This window comes from Thalassolituus pacificus, from assembly GCF_025318105.1.
In the GTDB taxonomy this organism is placed as follows: domain Bacteria; phylum Pseudomonadota; class Gammaproteobacteria; order Pseudomonadales; family Oceanobacteraceae; genus Venatoribacter; species Venatoribacter pacificus.
Genome location: NZ_JAOANI010000019.1, coordinates 504,157 through 527,256, shown reverse-complemented (window position 1 = coordinate 527,256; position 23,100 = coordinate 504,157). Strand labels below are relative to the sequence as shown.

Here is a 23,100-nt window from a genome sequence, read left to right as displayed (position 1 = left end):
GAAAACGACTCAACTACAAAACACCAGAGGAGGTGTACTATGGAATTTAGGAGCTACTGTCGCGGTTCAAAGTTGATACTAGGCGGTTCGGCTTCTATCATTCCAATCTCTCTGAGCAGCATTCGCCCTAGATGGGTTGTTTCTGTATAGCTGGTGCGAGGTTTGCCAGAGAATTTGTTGAACTCAGGGATTCCCGTTTTTCGATCAAAATTTATCTTCGACTCCACCAGCCCTAAACGTTCGAGATGCTCCTTGTAACTCTCTTGAATCGACGCCTTTTCAATTTCTGATTCTGGAGCTCCGATATAAGCTCTTGCAGGTTTAAACACTTTTTTATGCTTATTTCGGAATTCATGGTCTCCGTCGATTACGGGATTGAAAAAGAAACGCAACCACAAAACCTCTTCATCATTGAGCTCTGAAAGTAGATTTAGTAGGTAGCGCTGGCGGCTTTCAGACATTTCTTCAACCGAAAGTCCGTTGGCAACAATGGATGCTATGTAAGATGTCCTATCCATCGTCACTGCTCTCGAAGCGGCAATATATCCGTCCTCTGCTAGAGCTAACCCCTCCGGTTTATTCAGTGAGGCTCTTACAATCGTTTCTTCTGCGCTGGAAAGTCTACTCTCAAGCTCTTTGACATAAGTCGTCAACCTATCCATTCGCTGATCAGGCACCAAATGATCAATTATTTCAGCGAGTAAAGGCCCTGCAAATGGAACCACTCCCAAAATGGATTTTCCGGCAGAGGCTATAAGGTCATTCTTTTTATCGTCTAAAGGTGAACTCATGAGGGGAGGCCCTATGCTCTATATAAAGCTAACAGTTTGTTAGCAGGCATGCTCATTTACACACCCTTGTCCTTGTTTATGCCCGGAGTCTAACCCACTGTCCTCATTACGAAAAGTGTCACTGATACAACTGCTATCAGGCTATAAACGCGCACGACACTATCGCTCCGCCATCGTTTTACACTTTGTGCACTATCTCGTTGATCAATCCGTTAAGCCATTGATTTTAAAGGGTATATTCTTCCTGGTAGGCGACAATCCGTGCATCGTTATTTTGACACCGGCGCGTAAACACGCACGATTCCGGCCGTTCATTAACATAATCTGGTGGTCTGTTCAGTAGTCTGGTGCGCAGTCGTTTGGTGCGGTGTTTATTACTGCGCCCAGCAGCCCTGGCCCAGCTACACTATTTTTATATATTGCGGAGGTGCTTATGCGTATTGGTGTTCCGAAAGAGATTAAAAACCATGAATACCGGGTTGGTCTGACCCCGGACAGCGTGCGCGAGCTGGTGCATCGCGGTCATGAAGTCTGGGTGCAGCAGAACGCAGGGGCGGCCATTGGCTTCAGTGATGACGATTATCTGAGCTGTGGGGCAATGGTCGTTGATGCTGCGGCTGAGGTGTTTGATAACGCCGAACTGATCGTTAAGGTCAAAGAGCCGCAACCGGAAGAAATCAGCCTGATTAGCGCTGAACATACACTGTTTACCTATCTGCATCTGGCGCCGGACCCGGCACTGACCCAGGCGCTGATGGCAACCGGTGCTACAGGTATCGCCTATGAAACCGTTACCGATAAAGCCGGGCGGCTGCCACTGTTAGCCCCTATGTCGGAAATCGCCGGGCGCATAGCGGTGCAGGCCGGTGCCCGCAGTCTGGAGATGGAGGCCGGCGGACGCGGGGTGTTGCTGGCCGGAGCGCCGGGTGTGCCGGCTGGCGAGGTAGTGATTATCGGCGCCGGGGTCGTGGGGCGAAATGCTCTGGCTATTGCCGTGGGCATGGGCGCGCAGGTCACGGTGCTCGATACCTCGATGCAGGCGCTGCGCGAGCTGGATCAGCAGTACGGCAATCGCATCCATACCCGTTTTTCTACCCGCACCGTATTGGATGAGTGTCTGCCCAAGGCCGATCTGGTGATTGGTGCGGTATTAATTCCCGGTGCTGCAGCGCCGAAACTGGTGCTGCGTACCCATTTAGAAAGCATGAAACGCGGCGCGGTGATCGTCGATGTCGCTATTGATCAGGGCGGCTGTGTGGAAAGCGCAAGGCCAACCACCCACAGCAATCCAACCTATGTCGACAGCGGCGTGGTGCACTATTGCGTCGCCAATATGCCGGGTGCGGTAGCCCGCACTGCCACGCAGGCATTGAATAACGCCACCTTGCCCTTTGTACTGGCGCTGGCGGGTAAGGGTGTTGAGCAGGCGCTGCGTGATGATCCGTATTTGCGTATGGGCCTGAACCTGTGTCAGGGCGCGCTGACCAGTGCGGAAGTAGCGGCCAGCCAGGGCGTGGAGTACGTGCAGAGGGAAACGCTGCTGGGTCTGTAAACTCCGGCAATGACGGTTTCGTTCAGTGGGCAGTGCCCACGCTACTTTCTCGTGGCTCTCAAGTCTGGTCTTCTCTGGTACTCTATGGCCTGCCAACCATTTGCCCGCAGGGAAAGCATGTTCCGCCTCTATCATTCCAACGATCTTGAAATTCTTAAGGGCATTCTTGTCCATCAGATGCAGGAATCGCCCGTCGGCCCCTTTGGTCAGGAAGCCATTCTGGTACAGAGTCAGGGCATGTCGCACTGGCTCAAACTGCAGCTGGCGGATTCGCTGGGGATCGCCGCGCAGGTGGATTTTCCGCTGCCCTCAAGCTTTGTTTGGCAGGTGTTTAACCGCCTCAAGCCGGAACTGCCGGAACGCTCTCATTTCGATAAACAGATTATGGCCTGGAAACTGGTGCGTCTGTTGCCAGCGCTGGCAACACAGCCGGGCTGTGAAGCCATTGCCCATTATCTGCAGAACGATGCCGATGGCGTGAAGTGTTATCAGCTGGCGCAGACCATCGCCGACGTGTTTGACCAGTATCTGGTGTATCGCCCCGATTGGCTGCTGAGCTGGGAGCTGGGTGAGGATGAAGTCGCCGATACACAGGTATCGGCCCATCCGTGGCAGCCGCTGGTGTGGCGGGCGTTAGTGGCCGACAGCGCCAGGCTTGGCCATTCACTGGATCACCGCGCGCGCCTGCTGCAGGAGCTGGAACAGCTGGTGCAGGCTCACCCAGAGCGTCTGGCCGATCTGCCCAAACGGTTGTTTGTGTTTGGTATTGCGGCGTTGCCGGGTAGCTACTGGCAGGTGTTGCAGGCGATTTCGCCGGTGATTGAAGTGCATTTCTTTTTGCTGAATCCGTGCAAAAACTTCTGGGGCGATATTGTCAGTGACCGGCAAAAAATGCGCATCTTGCGTGATAATCCGGATAGCGCCCACCTGCTTGATCGTGGCAACCCGTTGCTGGCTTCCTGGGGGCGGTTGGGGCGTGATTTTCTGACGCTGGTGCATGAAACGGCCGAGCAGTATGAGGGTCGGATTCAGGATGTGGACGCCTATATCGAACGGGGGGTTGAAAGAGACGTTGAACGCGGGCCGCAGTCCCTGCTGGCGCATCTGCAGCAGGACATTCTGACTTTAACTGATCGTCAGCAGGGGGCTTTCAGCAAAGAAGCGCAGCACCACAGTGAGTTTAAGCAGGGGGTTGCTGCCGCCGACGGCAGTGTGCGCTTAATCAGCGCCCACAGTCCGCTGCGCGAAGTGCAGCGCCTGTACGATCAGATACTGTATTGGCTGGATAACGACCCTGAACTTAAACCGCGCGATATTGTGGTGATGGTGCCGGATATCGACCAGTACGCGCCGTATATCGATGCCGTATTTGCCAGCAGTCGTGCCCGCACGGAAAACGGTGCGGAATACCGTATTCCCTGGGCCATCGCCGACCAATCCATGGCGCAGGAAGATGCGCTGATCGACAGCTTCCTCAGTCTGCTGGGTCTGGCCGATTCACGCTTGCTGATCACCGAAGTGCAGGACTGGCTGGATGTCGCCGCCATCCGTAACCGCTTTGCCATCAGCGAAGATCATTTATCGTTACTGCGTGACTGGCTGGCGCAGGCGCAGATCCGCTGGGGGCTGGATAGCCAGCAGCGCGGGCAGCTGGGCCTGCCCGCCTTTGAACAAAACAGCTGGCGCAAAGGTTTACGCCAGCTGTTACTGGGGTATCTGACGCCGGACAGTCGTCAGGACTTTATGGGAGATTTTCCCGTCTCTGCCACCGAAGGTAACGAGGGCGAACTGCTGGGCCATCTGATGGCTTTTATCGACGCCCTGGAACACTGGCAGAAAGTACTTTCATCCGGTCATTGCTCGGTGGCGCAGTGGTCGGATGCACTGCAGAGCATGCTTAACGACCTGTATCTGGCTGACAACACCGAACAGAACTCGCTGCAGCGCATCCGCGATGCCATTCAGCGCTGGCAGGAAGAGCTGACGCTGGCCGGTTTTAACGGCGAATTATCCGCACCGGTGGTGCGCAGCTGGTTTAACGAACAGTTAGGGCAGCAGGGCGGCTGGCAGCGTTTTCTCGCCGGGCCGGTGAACTTCTGTACCCTGATGCCGATGCGTTCTATCCCGTTTAAAGCGGTGTGCCTGTTGGGGATGAACGATGAGGATTATCCGCGCCGGGTAACACCGGTGGGTTTCGATTTAATGGTATCGGGGCGCAGTCGCCGTGGTGACCGTTCGCGCCGCGAGGATGACCGTTATCTGTTTCTGGAGGCGGTGTGTTCGGCACAGGATTATCTGTACATCAGCTATCGTGGCCACGATGTGCGCGAAAATGCCGAATTGCAGCCGTCGGTGCTGGTGGCGGAATTACGCGATTATTTATGCGATGGCTATTGTCTCGAAACTGACCGGCAGCAGCCCCATCAACAGAGCCGCAGCACCATGCTCAACTGGTTGCAGGAAGAATTACCCTTGCAGCCCTATAACCGTCTGGCGTTCAGCAATGATCATGGTGATGCAGCGCGTCATGTGCGCAGTTACCAGCAGGTATGGGCTGAGGTTGCCGCTCAGCAGAGCAGCCCGGCCGATGCGGAAAACGATCATTTCTTCAGTGAGCCGCTGACCATTCCGGCGGATATCGATACCTCGCAGGTTGCCTGGGAAGACGTCAAGCAGGCCCTGGCTGACCCGTTAAAATACTTTGTCACCCGGCGCTTAAAAGCCTCGTTCGATGTGTACTGGCAACAGCACGAAACCGAAGAACCTTTTGCTCTTAATGGTCTGGATTTATATCAGCTGAAAGACGACTGGCTGCAATTGGCTATGGCCGATATTCAGCAGGGCCACGCTGAAGAATTAAGCGATGAGCTGGCCTTTACCCGTCGCCAGCAGGCGTTGGGGCAGTTGCCGGTGAATGCGCTGGGGAAAGTCTGGAGTGACAATCTGATTGATTACTCACGCCCGCTGGCACACAAAATTGTCGCTTTATCCGAATTCCGTATGGACGTCCGGGCGCTGACGCTCACGCTGGAACAAGGCCCGGAGGAACCGTGCAGCGTCCACGGTGAATTGCAGCAGGCCTTTGTGCAGCAGCCAACGGATAGCACCGGGTATCTGCTGTATTACCGCGTTGGGGATTTGCGTGGCCGGCATCTGCTGCAAGCCTGGCTGGATGCTCTGTTGGTTGCCGCGGCAGCACCCGGCACAATCAGCCATGTCTGTTTGCTGGGACTGAGCAAAGACAAAGGCTCTGTCTGGCTGCGCGAGGTGCAGTTGGCGTTACCCACCGGGGAAGAAGCCATTGCTTTAGTCCGTCAGGCGGTTGACTGGTACTGGCAGTGCTGGTGCGAACCGCTGGCGCACTTGCCCGATACGCTGTGGAGCCTGATTCAGGCGCAGGAACGGATCAGCGAAAAACACGCCGACGATGCCGACGCACAGGCCGATGCCATGCAAAAAGAAATCAGCAAATTAGTGGAGCAGGATTTTGGCGAACTGGCGTCGCCTTATCTGCAGCGTTGCCTGCCGGATTTTGTCGCGCAACTGCAAAGTCAGTTACCTGATCAGTGGCTTGCTGAGCAGGGTATTTTGCTCACCAGCCTGAAAAAACACATAAAAACCGATGAGCTGCATAAAGATTCCGCTGCCAGCTACAGTGGAGGAGAAGGCGTATGAAAACCTTATCCATTCCTGATTTTCCGCTGTACGGTCAGTCGCTGATTGAAGCCAGTGCCGGTACCGGTAAAACCTTTACCATCACCGGTTTGTATAACCGCCTGATTCTGGGACACGGCCGCGAAAACGGTGAACGTCTGGGCTGTGATCAGATTCTGGTGGTGACTTTTACCCGTGCCGCCACCGAAGAGTTGCGTGGGCGTATCCGCCAGCGTTTGCGTGACACGCTGGAAGATTTATTGTCACTGGAAAACGGCCAGCCGATTAACGATCAGCAGCTGCAATATTTACAGCAGTTAGCGGCTTTCCAAAACAACGATGGCCAGCACAGCGATATCGACAGTCTGTGTAAGCAACTGAAACCCTGGCTGCAAAGCAACCTGGCATTAATGGATGAAGCCGCGATTTATACCATTCACGGTTTCTGTCAGCGCATGCTGAAACAGTTTGCCTTTGACAGTGGTGTGGTGTTCAGCGCCGAGCTGGTGCTCGACAGTGACAGTTATTTGCAACAAGCCTGTGAAGATATCTGGCGGCAGCAGGCCTATGCCCTGGATGAACAACAAGGACGTTATTTAATCAGCCGTTATTCCGGCCCGGATGATGTACTGGCGAAAGTAAAAGCACGCATTAACCGTCCGGATATGACGGTGATTCCGGCTCTGTCAGTGGCGGGTTTGGCCAGCGTCTGGGCAACCGCTGAAGCAGCGTTTGAGCGTGCTCAACGGGCCTGGAACAGCACCAGCGATGCCGACATCCTGCAATTGATTGCCGCCTCAGGGCTGGATAAACGCTCTTACAGCACGCGTTTTGCCCCTGCCTGGGTCGCGGAAGCTTCCGGGTATTTTTCCGGGCGTTTTTATATGCCCGCGCCCAAAAATCTGTACCGCATGACCCCGGCAGCCATGGAAGAAAAATTAAAAAGCGGCGAGCTGCCCCAGCATCCGGCGTTTGATGCCACAGCCGAATTTCTGCAGACCAGCAAACAGTTAAGCCTGTTGCTGGAAATGGCCTGGATGGATGCCATTAAAGAACGTTATTTTGAGCTGCTGGAAAAAGCCGGTGCCTTAACCCCGGACGATTTATTACGTCTGCTGGTGAACGCTCTGCGCGCCGAACAGGGCGAATTGTTGGCCAGTCATATCCGCAGGCTTTATCCGCTGGCGATGATTGACGAATTTCAGGATACCGATCCACAACAATACGAAATTTTTAACCGTATTTATCCGCCGGATACTGTTGCTAAACCGTCTGAACATAAATCTGACACCGCGCTTACGACGCAGGTTATGGAAGATCTGACCGTTGGCGAGGATGGCAGCGCCAGGAAGGGAAAGACGAAGACGCGGAGTTTATATGACATAAATGAGCAGTCTGAGGATGTTTCTGACACCGCGCTGGCGACGCAGGCAGGTCAGCACGGATTAATTATGATCGGCGATCCCAAACAGGCTATTTATGGTTTTCGCGGTGCCGATATTTTTACCTACATTAAAGCCCGGCGGCAGCTGGTGGACGAACGCCGTTTTACCCTGGAAAAAAACTGGCGCAGTCACACGCAGCTGGTGAACGGCGTTAACCAATTATTCGCCGGCCACGACAGCCCCTTTGTGTTTGATGACGACATTCAGTTCGTTAATGTATCGGCGGCAGGTAAACCCGACGGCCAGCCATTTAAAATTGCCGGTGAAGAACAAACCCCGTTGCAGTTGTGGCACGACGGTGAAGAATATTCCCGCGCCCGCGCGCAATTTCGTGTTGCCGAGCAGTGCGCGGAAAAAATCGATGCCCTAATGCACGGCACGGCAACGTTGGGCGATACGCCAGTGCAGGCGCGGGATATTGCGGTGCTGGTACGCAGCCGTAAGCAGGCGGGTTTAATCCGTGAAGCCTTATCCGCGCGTCAGATCGGCAGTGTGTTTTTAACCCGCGACAGCGTGTACGACAGCCTCGAAGCGCGGGATGTCTTTGCCTGGTTACAGGCGGTGGCGCATCCGACGGACGAGCGCGCTTTGCGTACCTCGCTGGCGACCGAAACGCAGGGGTTGACTGCCGCACAGTTGGATATCCTGCTGAACGACGAACGGGCGTGGGAAACGGCACTGGAACAGAACCACGCGTATCACCAGTTGTGGCAGCGCCGCGGGGTGATGGCCGCACTGATGCAATGGCTTGAAGAAGATGGCCGCGCCCAGCGACTGCGCCGTCAGCAGGATGGTGAGCGGCGCATTACCAACCTGATGCATCTGGGCGAATTATTGCAGGGCGCAGCCCGCCGTTTACGTGGGCATGAGGCGTTATTACGCTGGTTTGGTGAGCATCTTTTCTCCGCCAATCGCAGCGGTGATGAAGCGCAACTGCGTTTAGAGAGTGATGCCAATCTGGTCACCATTGCCACCATTCATAAATCCAAGGGTCTGGAATATCCGCTGGTGTTTTTACCGTTTTTGTGGGACGACAGCTACCTGCCCAATGCCCGCAGTGATACCCAGTATTTCAGTGAAAAAGACGGCATGGTGCTGAACCTGGAGCCCGATGACGAAGCCAAAGCGCTGGCCGAGCGCGACTCATTGGCCGAGTCATTGCGCCTGTTGTATGTGGCGTTAACCCGTGCGGTGCAAGGCTGTTTTATCTGGCTGGCGGATGCCGTCGATGGCAAAAGCAAAAAAGAGAAAAAATCCCGTATTGCGCAGTCGGCGCTGGGCTATTTATTGGCGCTCAAAAATGATCCGGATTGGGCGGGGCTGAAACAGCCCGGACAGCAGTCTGAGCAGCAGCCAGAACAACAAACAGAAAAACAAGCAGAAAAACGAGCCTTTAGTGTCGGCGACTTACCGCTATGGTCAGCGGATGCTCTGCGCCAGGCACCGGCGCAGCAGGATCGTCCGGCTGCTGCATTATGCCGGGCGCAGCGTTGGGACAGCTGGCGTGTTAGCAGCTACAGCCAGCTGACCGCAGACGATCATCACTACCAGGAAGATGTACTGGTCATGGATGAAGGCAGAGCGACGGATGAGCCTGAGCCTGAGTCAGTGGTGGCCGATGAGTTTTTATTGGCAGAAAGCAATGGCCGTGAATTTCAGGCCGATGCCCCGGCATTAACCTTTGCCAAAGGTGCCAACGCCGGGACCTGCTTGCACGCCATATTTGAACACTGGGACTTTGTCGATGAAGACCATCTGAAAACCATCGCCGAGCGTGAGCTGAGCCATTACGGCCTGCTGAATACCGCTGATGATGGTGCAACGGGGGATGGTGTAAATGCTGATGCCGTAAAAAAACAGCAGATAGCCGACGTCGCACACTGGCTGCAGGCGGTGGTGAACAGTCCGCTGATGACGGCCCAGGGGGATACGTTTGCCTTAGCCGATATTGGCCACAGCGACCGTCTGGATGAAATGGAGTTTTATTTGCCGGTACAGGCACTGCAGGCGGCGGACATTAATCGCTTGCTGAATGATCCGGACGAACGGGGCGAGCTGGGTAGAGGTGCCGGGCGTTTTCATTTCGATACCCTCAGTGGTTACCTGAAAGGTTTTATCGATCTTATTTTTTGTTATCAGGGGCGTTATTACGTGGCCGACTATAAGTCCAATCATCTGGGCTTCAGCCTCAAGGATTACACTCCGGCAGCGCTTAAACAGGCGATGGCCGATCATCAATATGACTTGCAAGCCTGGCTCTATACCGTTGCGCTGGACCAGCTGCTGCGCCAGCGTCTGCCGCAGTATGACCCGCAGCAGCATCTCGGTGGTGTGTACTATTTCTGGTTGCGTGGCATGCATCTGGGTGCGCAGGCACCGCGTTTAAGCGCAGAGGATGCCGGCGTTTCACAGCAGGATTTATTTGCCGCACCGTCCCTGACCCAGGTGCCGGGTGTGTATTACCACGCGGTGGATCTTGCAGAACTGCAACAATGGCGTCAGGTGGTTTTACCCACCGCGCACACAGCGGAGGCCCCTGCATGAAGCAGCCGCCATTAAAACATTCCCTGAATCATTACCTGCCACCTGTGCAGGCGGCGGGCGAAGTCAAAAACCTGCGTGACATTGACCACCAGGTCGCCATGCAGATTCTGGCCTGGGAGCAACAGGCTGATCCTGTTGTGGCCGACGACGAGCGCCTGACGGTCTTGGTGATGGCCTCATTGCTGGTCAGTGTGGCGTTGGGCAAAGGTCAGGTTTGCCTGCCACTGGAGGCCTGCCCGGTGGCGGAATGGCGCGAGACCTGGCGTTCGTTGGCGCCTGTCGCCGCACAATCTTTGCGTGCCTGCCACACGGTGTTCAGTGTCGATGCTGTGGGCACAGAACACCGTCCTCTGCACGCAGACTATGCCCAGCAACCGCTGGTGCTGCAGGGCAATAACCTCTATCTGGCACGTTACTTTTTCTATGAACAGGGCGTGCTGCACCAGATTCATCAGCGTCTGGCGCAGGAGCCCGCGCTGAACGCTGCGGCACTGACCACCACGCTGACACAGCTGTTTGGCGGGCCGGGTCCCGCTCATTCGGGTTCCGCTCATTCGGGAATGGCGGTTGACTGGCAGAAGGTGGCTGCGGCCAGTGCCTGTATCCGTAACTTTGCCGTCATTACCGGCGGCCCGGGCACGGGTAAAACCACCACGGTGACACGCCTGCTCAGTGCGCTGCTGAGTCAGAATCCAAAGATGTCGATTGCGCTGGCTGCGCCCACCGGTAAAGCCGCCGCACGTATGACCGAGTCGATACGGGGGGCCAAGCTGCGGGCGCAGCAGTCGGGTAAGGGCGAATTACCGTTGGCCGAACAGATTCCGGACGACAGCTACACCCTGCACCGGTTGTTGGGCTGGTCACCGCGCGGTTTTCGTTATCACGCCGGGCGGCATTTACCGTTTGATTGTGTGGTGGTGGATGAAGCCTCGATGGTTGATCTGCCGATGATGTATCACCTGTTTCAGGCGCTTGCCGCCGATACCCGTTTAATTCTGCTAGGCGACCGTGATCAGCTGGCGTCGGTGGAGGCGGGCAGTGTGTTGGCTGATTTGTGTGATGCCGGTGTACAGCACGGGCCGGACAGCGCTTTTGCGCAACGCCTGCAACAGTTAACCGGCTTTGATTTAACCGAGGTAGCCGAAGCCTCCGTCAGCCCGATGCAGAATGCGGTGGCTTCACTGCGCGTGTCCCATCGTTTTACCGCCGACAGCGGTATTGGCCAGTTGGCCTCCGCCGTGAATAACAGCCAGCAGACGCGTGCCGAGCAGGTGCTGCGTAAATTTTCTGATGTACGTTTTGTTGCTCTGACGCCGCTGGCCGAGCAGCCGTTCTGGCAACAGTCCGCGTGGCAGCAAACGCTGACCGAAGGATACCGTGCTTTTACCCAGGCGGTGCGTGTCGGGGCTGAGGCGACCGAAATTTTTGCCGCGTTTAACCAGTTTCAGGTGTTGGTGGCCCTGCGTCAGGGACCTTATGGAGTAGAGCAGGTCAACCTGCGTATTGAGCGCCTGTTGCAGGCCGCCGCGTTGCTCGATACCCGCGCTTCAACTTCGGGCTGGTACAGTGGCCGTGCGGTAATGATCAGCCGTAATGATTACGATCTCGGCCTGTATAACGGTGATATTGGAATCGCGTTACCGGTGACCGATGAGCAGGGCGGGCAGACGCTGAAAGTCGCCTTCCCGGATGCCGACGGCGGCACCCGCTATTTATTACCCAGCCGCCTGCCAGCCCATGAAACCGCTTTCGCCATGACGGTGCACAAAAGCCAGGGTTCGGAGTTTGATCATCTGTGCCTGCTGCTGCCTGAGCAGTGGCAAAGTGTGATTACGCGCGAGCTGATTTACACCGCCATTACCCGGGCGAAGCAACGGTTCAGCCTGTTCAGCAGTGAAGCCTGCTGGCAGCAAGGTCTTAATACCCGGGTGCAGCGCGCCAGTGGATTACGTGAGGCGCTGTGGTAGCGGCGCGGTTGTAACGACGGAATATTTTTTATTGACCTTCTCAATAGTGCTGTATACATTTGTATTCGCTGTATGCCACGGTGAAAAGGGAAGTTCATGATCAGCAAGTCACAATCGATCAGTGTGCGTTTATCGGAAGACGATTACGCCTACCTGATGGCCATCCGTCAAAACGGTGCACTGACCCAAAGCGATAAAGTCCGCGAGCTGATCGCCATGGCCCGCGAAGCGGTCGGCACCGAAAGCTTCGCCCGTTCTTTTATCACCGCCAGTGACACCATTGCGCCGTATCGTGCGCGTTATAAATCCCCTGAATCCGGCCGCAGCGTACTCAATGATGCGGTCTTTGATCTGCTGACCGAAAGTGCGGCGCTGATCCAGTCATTGGATGGCAAGTCCGGCGCCGCCGATCTTGAACGACAATTGTTTCCGGTATTAACCGACCTGTTACGCCGGCTGCTGCCTGTTTTACTGACCGGCAGCGGCGGTCACGTGCTCAATGCTGATCAGGCGGAGCTGGCCAGACAACAATTGCTCAATGATTTTTCTCATCTGAATAATGCCACCCGCAAGGAGTAACACCATGTCTGAAGGATTATTAAAACGTATCGGCCGGCTGGTGTCGGCTTCTGCCAACTCGCTGGTCGACAGTCTGGAAAACGCCGCACCGACGCTGGTGATGGAAGAAGCGATCCGTGAAATCGACAGTGCGATTGCGGATGTCCGCAGCCAGCTGGGTAAAGTCGAAGCCGCACGCTATCTGAGCACCAAAAGTTTAAACAGCGACAACAGCCGCCATGCCGAATTGCAGGCGCAGATTGAAGTGGCCGTGGCTCAGAGCCGCGATGATCTGGCTGAAGCCGCCATTGCCCGGCAAATGGATATCGAAGCCATGATCCCGGTGGTGGAAAAAAGCATCGCCGACAGTGACGCTGAAATTAATGAACTGAATTCTTATATTCAGGCACTGCAGGCGAAAAAACGCGAAATGCAGGAAGCCCTGAAACACTATGAAATTGCCAATGCGGCTGCTGTTCAGGCGGAACATGCCGCTACCCCATCGACCGCGACTCAGGTTGAACAGGCGACCGATGCTTTTAACCGCATTCTGAATAAAGCCGGTGCACCGGGTGTCAGCAGCGGTGACGAAAGTAAATTGGCCGAGCTGGATCAACTGGCGCGTCAGAATCGTATTCAGGAACGACTGGCACGGGTTAAATCGCAGGCGAACGATTAATGGAATTTTTGTTTTCAGACGGCAATTATCCTTTTGCCGTCGCGCTGGTATTAATGCTGATTATCGCCGTGCTGGAAGGTGTGCTGGTTGTCATCGGTCTGGGGTTGTCACAGCTTATTGATGGCCTGCTGCCCGATGTCGACCTGAGCGCTGACGGCGAGGTGCCGAATATGGGGCTCAGCCGTTTTCTGGCCTGGCTGCGTATTGGGCAGGTACCGGTACTGATTATTTTGGTGCTGCTGCTGATGTTCTTCGGACTCAGCGGGGTGGTGCTGCAGTCACTGTTAATGTCGGCCTTTGGTTTTATGTTGCCGGCGATAATTGCCGCGATTCCGGCACTGGCGGTTGCTTTGCCTCTTACGCGCCTGCTGACCGGGTTGCTGGGCAAAGTGTTGCTGAAAGACGAAACCGAGGCGCTGTCATCGGCATCGTTTATCGGCCAGGTGGCGACCATTACGCTGGGTGAAGCCCGTCAGGGCAGTCCGGCGGAAGCGCGCTTTCGCGATCAGTTTGGTACCACGCATTATCTGATGGTGGAGCCGGATGACGGTGAAACCTATAAGGCCGGTGATAACGTTCTGCTGGTGCAGCAACGCGGTGCGGTTTACCAATGTATCCGTTCGGATAATAAACATCTGCAATAACTCAAAACAATTTACGGACAAATCTAAAACGCTTAGGGAGCTTTTATGGATAACGTTGTATCAGTGATTTTTTTCGCTGGATTTATTTTTATCGGCCTGTTGGTCATTGGGATGATTTTCGCGCGGTTGTATACCCGTGCATCAAAAGAACGCTCTTTTGTGCGTACCGGTATGGGTGGGCAGAAGGTCATCATGAACGGCGGAGCGATGGTGCTGCCGGTGCTGCACGAAATTATTCCGGTAAATATGAACACCCTGCGCTTAGCGGTTTCACGCAAAGAGCAGCAGGCGCTGATCACCAAAGACCGCATGCGTGTCGACGTACTGGCCGAGTTTTATCTACGCGTTAAACCCGATGCCGATGCCATTGCCAATGCGGCCCAGACGCTGGGTGCCCGTACGCTGGATCCGAATGCGCTGAAAGAAATGATCGAAGGTAAATTCGTTGATGCCCTGCGTTCGGTGGCGGCCGAAATGGAAATGGCTGAACTGCACGAACAGCGCAGCCAGTTTGTGCAGAAAGTACAGCAGGTGGTGAGTGAAGACCTGCTGAAAAACGGTCTGGAACTGGAATCGGTTTCGTTAACCGGTCTGGATCAGACACCGCGTGAATTCTTCTCACCGGATAACGTTTTCGATGCTGAAGGTCTGGCACGCATGACCCGCTCGATTGAATCACGCCGTAAGGAAGTGAACGAAATTGAGCAGGAAACCCGTGTTCTGATTGAACAGAAAAATCTTGAAGCTGAACGTCAGCGTCTGGAAATTGAACGTGAAACCCGTTACGCCAAAATGGAACAGGAACGTGAAATTGCCACCCGCGAAGCCGATCAGCAAGCGGAGATTGCCAAAGAACGGGCGGATAAAGAACGTAGCGCCAAACAAGCCGAAATTGAAGCTCAGCGGGAAATTGATCAGTCACGCATTGCTGCCGATCAGGCCACGCTGTTGCTGGAAATCGAAAAAGATCGTCGTCTGCGCGAACAGGAAATTGAACGGGAACGGCAGTTGGCCGAGCGTCAGATTCTGAAGCAGAAGTCGCTGGAAATTTCTGAACAGGAACGTGCGATTGCGGTTGCAGAAAAATCCAAAGAACAATCACTGGCCGATAAACTCGCCAACGAAGCATTGTCAGAAGCGGTACGCGCCGAAGAAAAAGTAGTCACCGCCAAGCAGGTGGAAATTGCAGAACGTGAAAAAGCCATTGAGCTGATTGAAGCGCAAAAAGAAGCTGAGCGTCAGGCAACCGGGGTGAAAATTGCGGCCGAAGCAGAAAAAATGGCGGCTGAAGATAAAGCTGAAGCACTGCGCCTGCAGGCGAACGCCGAAGCCGATGCTATCCGCATTAAAGTTGAAGCCGACCGTGAGAAATACGCAGTGGATGCTGAAGGTCAGCGTCTGATGAACGAAGCACTGAACAGCCTGAGTGATGAACAGATTGCTCTGAAACGTGTTCTCAGCCTGCATGAGGCATTGCCGGGCATCGTACGTGAAAGTGTTAAACCACTGGAAAACATCGAAGGCATGAAAATTATTTCCATTGATGGCCTGAGCCAGATGGGTGGCGAACGCAGCGGTAATGGCAACGGTGTGCTGAATCCGGATGGTGCTGATCATGGTCAGAGCCTGCCGGAGGCGCTGGTAAACAGTGCATTAAAGCACCGTGCGATGGCACCGCTGGTGGATTCTTTGCTGAAAGAAGCCGGCGTGCATGATTTTGCCCGTGACATGACCAGCGGATCGGTCTGATCGGTTTTTAAATAAAGCCACAGGGCGTATCATCTACGCTCTGTGACTTTATCAGGAGTGTGTGATGCCTCCACACCAGACTGGCTTACTGCAAAAAAGCCGTTTCCTCAAAAAATTCTCTGCTGTCCTTACACTCATTCTTCTGTTGCTGTTTGTGCTGCTGGTTGCATTGCTTTACAGCGCTCCTTTTTTTGCGGTTAAAGCGGGCCAGCACTGGTATGAAGCACAGGGCGAAGGCTATCAGTTGCGTGTTGCCGATTGGCAATTTGCACCGTTTCGCACTGATCTGACATTCACCGGTGTTGAGCTGAAGCATCCGCTGAAGGATGATTCAGCTGCTGATTCTGGCGCTGATTCGGGTGATCAAACGACCGCTGCGGAGGATGTGAGAACAGCGATCAGCCGTTTCGATACGGTGAGCCTCAGTATTGATCCCTGGGCGCTGTTTTCCCGTGAAATTTATATCCGTGATATTCGCCTCGATGGCTTGCGTCTGAGCGCACACCTGCAATATGACGATGTCATGCGTCTGCTGGTTAGTGGACTGACGATTCCCGTTTCCGCAGAGGACGCCGCTGAGAGTGCCGCAGTGGAGAGTGCTGAGAGTGCCGCAGTGGAGAGCGCTGAGAGTGCCGCTGAAAAAACAACAAAAGAAACCGCCGAAAAAACAACAACCTCACAACCCTGGCGCTTACGCCTTGGGCGTTTAACGCTGAATGATGAAATCATTGAGTGGCAGCAGGATGCTCTGACCAGACAACATAACGAAAAGCAGAATAATGCCGCTGCAAGCCCGGCCACTCAGGGCCAGCTCAGGATTATGTCTTTGCAGGCTGGCCCGTTTGATTCGGCTGCCCCCACAGCACTGCCGCTGAGTCTGGAGTTGGAATTAACGCGGTTTGCATTACAAACGGAACAACCCGTTCGTTTGCAACAGCCCTTAACCCTCAGGCTGAGCGGTCAATTGAACGATGTTCTGAGCGTGCCGCAGTGGGCAGGTGATATTACGCTGGATAATGTCAGTGTCAGTGCTTCCGGTGCTCCGCCGCTGGCTTTTAAACGCTTGCAGTTAACGCATGTGCTGGCCAGTGCCGATACACAAAGTCTGGAGTTGCTAAAGCTTGAGCAGCTGGTGCTGGGCACGGAGGAGGAGCCGCTGCTTCGTCTGGGGCATTATCAGATCAGCGATTTATCGGCGTCGGCAAGTCAGTTGGTTACAGGCCTGCATGAATATGATGATTTACAGCTGGCGATTAAACGTCTGGCGGATGGGGCTATTAACGGTTTACCGACTGCGCATAATAAAACAGCGGATAGCAATGCGAACATACCGCAGGCATCTGTGCAGGCATCTGTGCAGGCATCTGTGCAGGCATCAGCGCCGGTCAACAAGGTAAGCGCAGAGCAGCAAAACTCCACAACTGAAGAAAATACCTCTGCAGAACCAACAGCATCCGCGGCTTTCAGTATTTTTATTGCCGGCGTGCAGCAAAACGGTGACAGCAGTGGTGCTGATGTCAGCGATGCTTCGGTCAGCCCTGCTTTTAACGGCCGTGTTCAGATTCGTGAGCTGAATGTTGGCGAAATATCCGCTGAACTGTCTGCCGTTTCAGGGCAGCCTGAACTACTGAAACCATTGCAATTACACGCGGTATTGTCGCTGGATGATTATAACCGCATTGCGCTCGATGCCAGTCTGACACTGGCCAATATTCAGACGGCGGCCAGCCATGATGCTGCGGCAATGTATCCGCAGGGTAATGTCACGCTGCGTATCAGTCAGCTGGATATGGTGGCCTTTAATGGCTATCTGGCTCAGGCAATGGGCTATCACCTGGAAAAAGGTATGCTCAATCTGGATGTGGATATGGACATGCAAGAGGCTCAGTTGGGTGGCGAGGCGCGGGTGCTGTTGCGTAATTCGCGGTTTGTGCCGGAAGACGAAGAAACCATCAAACGTTTCAGTAAGCAGATTTCGATGCCGGTCGATACCGCGCTGGATCTGTTGCGTGATGATAACGGCAATGTTCGCCTGACCGTTCCGGTCTCCGGTGATATGACCCGTCCGGATTTTGGCACCGGCGATATTACTGCGCAATTAAGTCAGTTAGCGCTGCAAAGTGCCGCCATGCACTACCTCAAACAAAGTCTGCAGCCTTATGGCTTGCTGCTGAGCATCGCCTCGTATGCCGGTTCGGAATTAATGGCGATTCGGCTGGATGCGCTGGCCTTCGTTAAGGATGAAGCCACGCTTAATGAAGGACACATTCCGCCACTGCAAAAAGTCGCACAGTTAATGCACAAAAAAACCGAGCTGGAATTGCAGGTCTGTCCTTTTGTCAGTAACGCAGAAGCCAAACAGCGGGCAGAGGATTGGCCACAATTAGCCCGTCAGCGTGGCACGGCGATCAAAGCCTGGCTGGCACAGAAAACCGATAAGGACGGCCAGTCGTTAGCGCCAAGAATTACGCTGTGTAAGCCCCAGAAAGGCGAAAAGGCAGAGGTGGTTCTCGGGTTTAATTAACGTATCGGTTGAATCAGTTATTTAAGGCACCTCTGAATAATTCAGTGCCCGCTTCGGCTTACTGAAAAAGTTCAGATCAAGGCGCCACGTTGAAGGCATAGCGGGTTACGCCAAAACGTGGCAACGCGGAGCTGGATTTTTTCAGCAAGCCCCGAAGGGCGTGGGCTGCAGAGCGTTTTGACGGTGTTGTCGATTTTATAAAGGACTCGCCATTCACTTCAATCGACGCCTTGTCAAAAGCACTCTGCAGCACTCACGCGAAGCTGTGCAGAATTATTCAGAGGTGCCTTAATTAAATCCAAGAACGGGTAAGGCGTGTCACGTCTTGAGCATGGACGTGCATCTTACGTGTTCTGGTTTGCTTCAGCGTAAAATCTGCTGCATAACACGCAACATATTTTCGCCCATCACTTTGCGGATTTCAGTTTCGCTGAAACCCTGTTGCAGCATTTCATGGGTCAGGGCTGCCAGTTCCGAGGTGTCGAATTGCGTGGCCACGGCACCATCAAAATCGGAACCTAACGAAACATGATCTTCGCCGAGTAATTCAATGGCGCTGCGGATGGTTTTAACAATGCCAGCTGGGGTGTCATTGCAAGTCACGTCTTTCCAGTAACCAATGCCGATAACACCGCCAGTTGCCGCAATATCCTGCATGAGCGCATCAGGAAAATTCCGTTTAACCCGGCAATGGGAAAAAATGCCGGAGTGGCTGACCACCAAAGGCTGTTTAACCATGCTCAGCACATCGCGTACGACCTGAGGAGAGGAGTGGGCTAAATCGATAATCATGTGTTTCTCGGCCGCTTTACGTACAACCTCACGGCCAAAGGCGGTCAGACCGGCGTTGGATGTGCCGTGCAATGAACCACCCAGTTCGTTATCGAAAAAATGCTGCAGGCCAATCAGCCGGTAACCGGCATCGTACAATTTATCCAGATTCTCAATGTCACCTTCCAGCGGGTGGCCTCCTTCCATTCCCATTAAGGCGCCGATAAGCAGGTTTTCCTGCGTTCCATTATTCCTTTGTAGCCGGGCATTCAGAACTTGCCTGATATCGTTATTGGACAGAATCATCTGTACCTGATCCGGCGCTTTCTGGGCATAACCCTGCAAACGCTGAACCTGATACAGTGCGCGTTCATACAGACTGCTCCAGCTGCCGACCGGCCAGGTTTGGGCGATGGCCAGAGGAGTAATATTGTCCGCGGCCTCACTGCTGTTGTTGTGGTAGTTCTGACCGCTGGGGCTTTTGGTGACGGCGGTAAATACCTGAAAACTCACATTGCCTTCCCGCAGGCGTGGGAAATCAACCTGGCCGTAGTCTGCACGCTGCAGAAGATTTCTGTCCCACAGCAATGAGTCAGCATGCCAGTCAGCAACCAATAATTGCTGGTGCAATTGTCGCGCGGCGTCGGATACCGGCCAGGGTGCGTGGCTTTTTACTGTATTCATCCCCATTTCAACCTGTCGGGGCACCAGTAGGCGGGCACCGATTAATGCCAGGATCAGAAGAATCAAAAATGAATACAGTATTTTACGCAGCACGGGATGTTCCTTGACGATTTAGTAAAAATGTCTGCCAGAGCCTGTTTAAGGAATGTTAACAGGCCCTAGGTTATTGGCTGCACTTGTCCGTGGCAATACTCTCCTGAATGACAATTTCTTTCAGACTTTTTATGGCTTCAAAACGATATGGGTTGGTCTGGGCTTCAGTGTAAACACAACCTGCCCCCGGCGTTAATTGGGTGAATTCAAGCACTACGTGATTATTTTGTTCCAGTACGTCGTCAACGCGGATGCCGTAGCCACTACTGGGACGGATGCCCAGATCGATCAACACAATCTGATATTGATTAAAATCCAGAGTCTTAGCGCTTTCTGCCGAATAGCCGGCCAGCAATTCGCGATAGTCATCGGCATTACTGACGATGCGGATGGTTTTAATTTCGCTGCCGGCGCTGACCGGATTCAACCCCTGATGCAGTGTGATGTGGGAGGCGGAGTTTTCTGCCTCCTGATCGCTGGCGACACAGCCAAATAGAAAAACAGAAGCACTGAAAATCAGGCAGCGTAAAGGAAGTTGCTGGTTGAGCATCATAGGTATCTCTTGCTATCGGTCGTGGTATTAGGGCCTGTTTAACTCGTGTTAACAGGCCCTGAGTTGGATCAGATGTCTGACAATGCAGCCCGGTATGATCACAATTAGGCGTGGCGCGTAGCATGACCTGTCAGGCCGTTGCAGACAATCAGCCGTGTGTAAGCCCCGTGTAATGCTGTGTTTCATGGCTTGGTGATGGCGGCGCTAGTCAGCGTTTATGTCTCTGCGTCGCGGGAGGGTTCTGCGTGTGAAATAAGAAAAGAGCATTACCTGAACGAGATATCAGCATCCGATTAAAACCTTTCTTAATGTAATGATACTGACCGCACAATTGACGTCACCGGCGTTAGTTACATTTCTCTCTACTGTGCGATTTCCATTTTCCTTCATTTTCAACTAAACCTGTTATTGTTAGGTGCTTCAATAGTGGCATGGATGCACCTTGTTGACTTGCCCAAGGAGGGCAGAACACATGCAATTAACCATTCGTTCCCGGCTTATTTACACCATCGCCTTTATGGCATCCCTGCTGATAGTCATTGGTGCCATCGGTGTATTCAGTCTGGCTGCTATGAATCATTCGCTGCGCTCAGTCTATGAAGATCGGGTTGTCCCTTTGCAGCAGCTGAAAATAATTTCTGACCATTATGCAGTGAGCGTGATTGATGCGGTAAATAAAGCTAACGCCGGACTGGTGGATGGCGAGCATGCTCTGACTCTGGTGCGTGAAGCAAACACGGAAATCGATGCCGAATGGCGGCGTTATATGTCGACGCTGTTGACTGAAAATGAGCAAAAGCTGTCCGGCCAGGCCCAGCAGCTATTTAATAACGCCGATCGCTCATTGCAGGAACTGGAACAGTTTCTGGCTGTACATCCAGGAAATCTGGAAGGGCAGTTAAACTCGTTTGATGGGCCTCTTTACGCAACCATCGATCCGATCAGCAGTAAAATCAATGAACTTACCCAGCTGCAGCTAGATGTCGCAAAACAAGAGTTTGCCAGCGCACAGGCAACGTATCAGTGGGTGCGGGTATTGGCGATGCTGATGATTCTGGCTGGCGTCGCTTTATCGGTGTATTCCGGCCTGTTATTGATTCGTGCGATTTCCATTCCGTTGTCTCTGGCGGTGTCGGTTGCGGAAAATATTGCCGTTGGAAAACTGGATAACCATATTGAAGTAATACGTCATGATGAAACCGGTCAGCTGATGGTGGCCATGCAGCAGATGCAGCAGGCGATCAAAAAATACGTGGAAGATCAGCAGATGCTGGCGGATCGTCATGCTGATGGTGTGCTCAGTGCCCGCCTCGACGCGCAGCAGTACCCCGGCACGTTTGGTGAAATGGCCGGTCAGGTGAATGGCCTGGTCGAAGATTATATCCGTGTGATCAATCAAACCATTGGCATTATTTCTGAGTACTCTCAGGGCAACTTTGACCGCGATATGGTTGCGCTACCGGGGGAAAAATCTCAGATTTCCCAATCGGTAGCCGAGGTTAAGCGCGCATTGCTGGCGATCAGTGATGATATTCAGCAACTGACCGCTGCTGGTGCCGCCGGTGACTTCAGTAAACGCTGTGACGCCAGTCATTACCAATATCGCTTCAGAAGTATGCTGGATAATCTGAACACCTTAATTTCGACCTGCGATACCGGTTTCAGCGATATTCTGCGTGTGGCGGAAGCACTGGCGCAGGGAGATCTGGAGCAGTCGATTGATAAAGACTATCCGGGATTGTTTGGCCGCACCAAAGTGGGCGTGAATAAAACGGTGACCACGTTGCGCAAGGTGATCGGCGAAGTCGATGACATGGTTCGTGCTGCCGCCGACGAAGGTGATTTCAGTGTGCGGGTAGACACCGATGATAAACAGGGTTTTTCCTTAACGCTGGCGGAACGGCTTAACAGCTTATCGCAGGTGACGGATACCGGATTACGCGATGTGATGCGTGTCGTTTCGGCTCTTGCCGATGGTGATCTTACACTCAGTATCACCGCGCACTATCCGGGACTGTTTGCTGAAACCAGTCAGGCGGTTAATACCACGGTACGCAACCTGGATAATCTGGTCAGCAAGATCAAACAATCCGGGGTAACCATTCAGGTTGCCTCACGCGAAATTGCTCAGGGTAATGCCGACTTATCACGCCGCACGGAGTCGCAGGCGAGCAACCTTGAAGAAACCGCTGCCAGCAGTCAGGAACTAACCAAAACCGTCCAGCGTAATACCGAGAGTGCCAAAACAGCCAATAACCTGGTGAAAGCTTCCTCAGACATTGCGCAGGAAGGTAAATTGGTGGTGCAGCAGGTGATTGAAACCATGGGGCAGATTCAGCAGTCCTCGAAAAAAGTGGTGGATATTATCAGTGTGATTGATGGTATCGCCTTTCAGACCAATATTCTTGCTCTTAACGCAGCCGTTGAGGCGGCCCGTGCCGGAGATCAGGGACGCGGTTTTGCGGTTGTTGCCGCCGAGGTGAGAAGCCTGGCGCAGCGTTCAGCCGTTGCTGCCAAAGAGATCAAAGTGTTGATTGAAGATTCCGTTGCGCTGGTTGATAACGGCAGCCAACAGGTACAGCAGGCCGGTGACACCATGGCCGATATTGAAAGCAGTATCGGTCGGGTACGAGATCTGACCAGCAGCATTGCAGAAGCCTCCGTCGAACAAAGCACCGGGCTGGCTCAGGTTAATCAGGCGGTTGCGCATATGGATGAGGTGACCCAGCAGAATGCGGCACTGGTGGAAGAGGCTGCAGCAGCGGCCGAGTCGCTGATGGAACAGGCGCAGTTTATGTCAGAGGCCGTCAGTGTATTCCGCTTAACCGACAGTGGGGACGATCATTCTCACCTCAAAGCCTCTTAACCGGAAGGCTGGAACGGGGTTTAAAC

The 23,100-nt window shown here is 53.8% G+C and carries 13 protein-coding genes; 10 read left to right on the top strand and 3 right to left on the bottom strand.

Translation table 11 applies throughout. The annotated features are described in order from the left end of the window. Positions 1-53 precede the first annotated feature (53 nt). Positions 54-791 (bottom strand): hypothetical protein, encoded by a 738-nt coding sequence (locus NYR02_RS12955; protein WP_260976772.1) that lies wholly within the window; start codon positions 789-791, stop codon positions 54-56. A 433-nt stretch (positions 792-1,224) separates the two neighbouring features. Between NYR02_RS12955 and ald the strand changes: the two genes are divergently transcribed. From ald to NYR02_RS12910, 9 genes are all read left to right on the top strand, one after another. After that, the gene (ald, locus tag NYR02_RS12950; protein ID WP_260976771.1) at positions 1,225-2,343 is read left to right on the top strand and encodes an alanine dehydrogenase; all 1,119 of its coding nucleotides are present in this window, start codon (positions 1,225-1,227) and stop codon (positions 2,341-2,343) included. 117 nt (positions 2,344-2,460) lie between these two features. Next, positions 2,461-6,018, top strand: a complete 3,558-nt coding sequence (gene recC / locus NYR02_RS12945) for an exodeoxyribonuclease V subunit gamma (protein ID WP_260976770.1) — start codon at positions 2,461-2,463, stop codon at positions 6,016-6,018. Beyond that, positions 6,015-9,986, top strand: a complete 3,972-nt coding sequence (locus tag NYR02_RS12940; protein WP_260976769.1) for a UvrD-helicase domain-containing protein — start codon at positions 6,015-6,017, stop codon at positions 9,984-9,986. The genes recC and NYR02_RS12940 overlap by 4 nt, the downstream gene beginning before the upstream one ends. Beyond that, positions 9,983-11,953, top strand: a complete 1,971-nt coding sequence (recD, locus tag NYR02_RS12935; protein ID WP_260976768.1) for an exodeoxyribonuclease V subunit alpha — start codon at positions 9,983-9,985, stop codon at positions 11,951-11,953. The genes NYR02_RS12940 and recD overlap by 4 nt, the downstream gene beginning before the upstream one ends. A gap of 96 nt (positions 11,954-12,049) precedes the next feature. Then, on the top strand, positions 12,050-12,532 hold the full coding sequence (locus tag NYR02_RS12930; RefSeq protein ID WP_260976767.1) for a hypothetical protein: 483 nt from the start codon (positions 12,050-12,052) through the stop codon (positions 12,530-12,532). A 4-nt stretch (positions 12,533-12,536) separates the two neighbouring features. Further along, complete coding sequence (locus NYR02_RS12925; RefSeq protein ID WP_260976766.1) at positions 12,537-13,190, top strand: PspA/IM30 family protein; 654 nt, start codon at positions 12,537-12,539, stop codon at positions 13,188-13,190. Then, the gene (locus NYR02_RS12920; RefSeq protein WP_260976765.1) at positions 13,190-13,834 is read left to right on the top strand and encodes a YqiJ family protein; all 645 of its coding nucleotides are present in this window, start codon (positions 13,190-13,192) and stop codon (positions 13,832-13,834) included. The genes NYR02_RS12925 and NYR02_RS12920 overlap by 1 nt, the downstream gene beginning before the upstream one ends. A 45-nt stretch (positions 13,835-13,879) precedes the next feature. Then, entirely contained in the window at positions 13,880-15,583 is a 1,704-nt protein-coding gene (locus NYR02_RS12915; RefSeq protein WP_260976764.1) for a flotillin family protein, read from the top strand. Positions 15,584-15,647: 64 nt separating this feature from the next. Further along, a complete protein-coding gene (locus tag NYR02_RS12910; protein ID WP_260976763.1) occupies positions 15,648-18,107 on the top strand; it encodes a DUF748 domain-containing protein in 2,460 nt (819 codons plus the stop codon). 363 nt (positions 18,108-18,470) lie between these two features. On the opposite strand, the gene NYR02_RS12905 is transcribed toward NYR02_RS12910, so the two are convergent. Both NYR02_RS12905 and NYR02_RS12900 read right to left on the bottom strand, forming a co-directional pair. Further along, entirely contained in the window at positions 18,471-19,655 is a 1,185-nt protein-coding gene (locus tag NYR02_RS12905) for a dipeptidase (RefSeq protein WP_260976762.1), read from the bottom strand. A gap of 70 nt (positions 19,656-19,725) precedes the next feature. After that, positions 19,726-20,208, bottom strand: a complete 483-nt coding sequence (locus tag NYR02_RS12900) for a protease complex subunit PrcB family protein (protein ID WP_260976761.1) — start codon at positions 20,206-20,208, stop codon at positions 19,726-19,728. A gap of 472 nt (positions 20,209-20,680) precedes the next feature. Here NYR02_RS12900 and NYR02_RS12895 point away from each other — a divergent pair, with 472 nt between their 5' ends. Continuing rightward, a complete protein-coding gene (locus tag NYR02_RS12895; RefSeq protein WP_260976760.1) occupies positions 20,681-23,074 on the top strand; it encodes a methyl-accepting chemotaxis protein in 2,394 nt (797 codons plus the stop codon). Positions 23,075-23,100: the final 26 nt, after the last annotated feature.

What these genes read in the sequence shown, in the direction of transcription:
- NYR02_RS12955 (WP_260976772.1), bottom strand. Translation starts at nt 791, where the DNA reads ATGAGTTCACCTTTAGACGATAAAAAGAATGACCTTATAGCCTCTGCC.
- ald (WP_260976771.1), top strand. Translation starts at nt 1,225, where the DNA reads ATGCGTATTGGTGTTCCGAAAGAGATTAAAAACCATGAATACCGGGTT.
- NYR02_RS12920 (WP_260976765.1), top strand. Translation starts at nt 13,190, where the DNA reads ATGGAATTTTTGTTTTCAGACGGCAATTATCCTTTTGCCGTCGCGCTG.
- NYR02_RS12900 (WP_260976761.1), bottom strand. Translation starts at nt 20,208, where the DNA reads ATGATGCTCAACCAGCAACTTCCTTTACGCTGCCTGATTTTCAGTGCT.
- NYR02_RS12915 (WP_260976764.1), top strand. Translation starts at nt 13,880, where the DNA reads ATGGATAACGTTGTATCAGTGATTTTTTTCGCTGGATTTATTTTTATC.
- NYR02_RS12925 (WP_260976766.1), top strand. Translation starts at nt 12,537, where the DNA reads ATGTCTGAAGGATTATTAAAACGTATCGGCCGGCTGGTGTCGGCTTCT.
- NYR02_RS12930 (WP_260976767.1), top strand. Translation starts at nt 12,050, where the DNA reads ATGATCAGCAAGTCACAATCGATCAGTGTGCGTTTATCGGAAGACGAT.
- NYR02_RS12910 (WP_260976763.1), top strand. Translation starts at nt 15,648, where the DNA reads ATGCCTCCACACCAGACTGGCTTACTGCAAAAAAGCCGTTTCCTCAAA.
- NYR02_RS12940 (WP_260976769.1), top strand. Translation starts at nt 6,015, where the DNA reads ATGAAAACCTTATCCATTCCTGATTTTCCGCTGTACGGTCAGTCGCTG.
- NYR02_RS12895 (WP_260976760.1), top strand. Translation starts at nt 20,681, where the DNA reads ATGCAATTAACCATTCGTTCCCGGCTTATTTACACCATCGCCTTTATG.
- recC (WP_260976770.1), top strand. Translation starts at nt 2,461, where the DNA reads ATGTTCCGCCTCTATCATTCCAACGATCTTGAAATTCTTAAGGGCATT.
- recD (WP_260976768.1), top strand. Translation starts at nt 9,983, where the DNA reads ATGAAGCAGCCGCCATTAAAACATTCCCTGAATCATTACCTGCCACCT.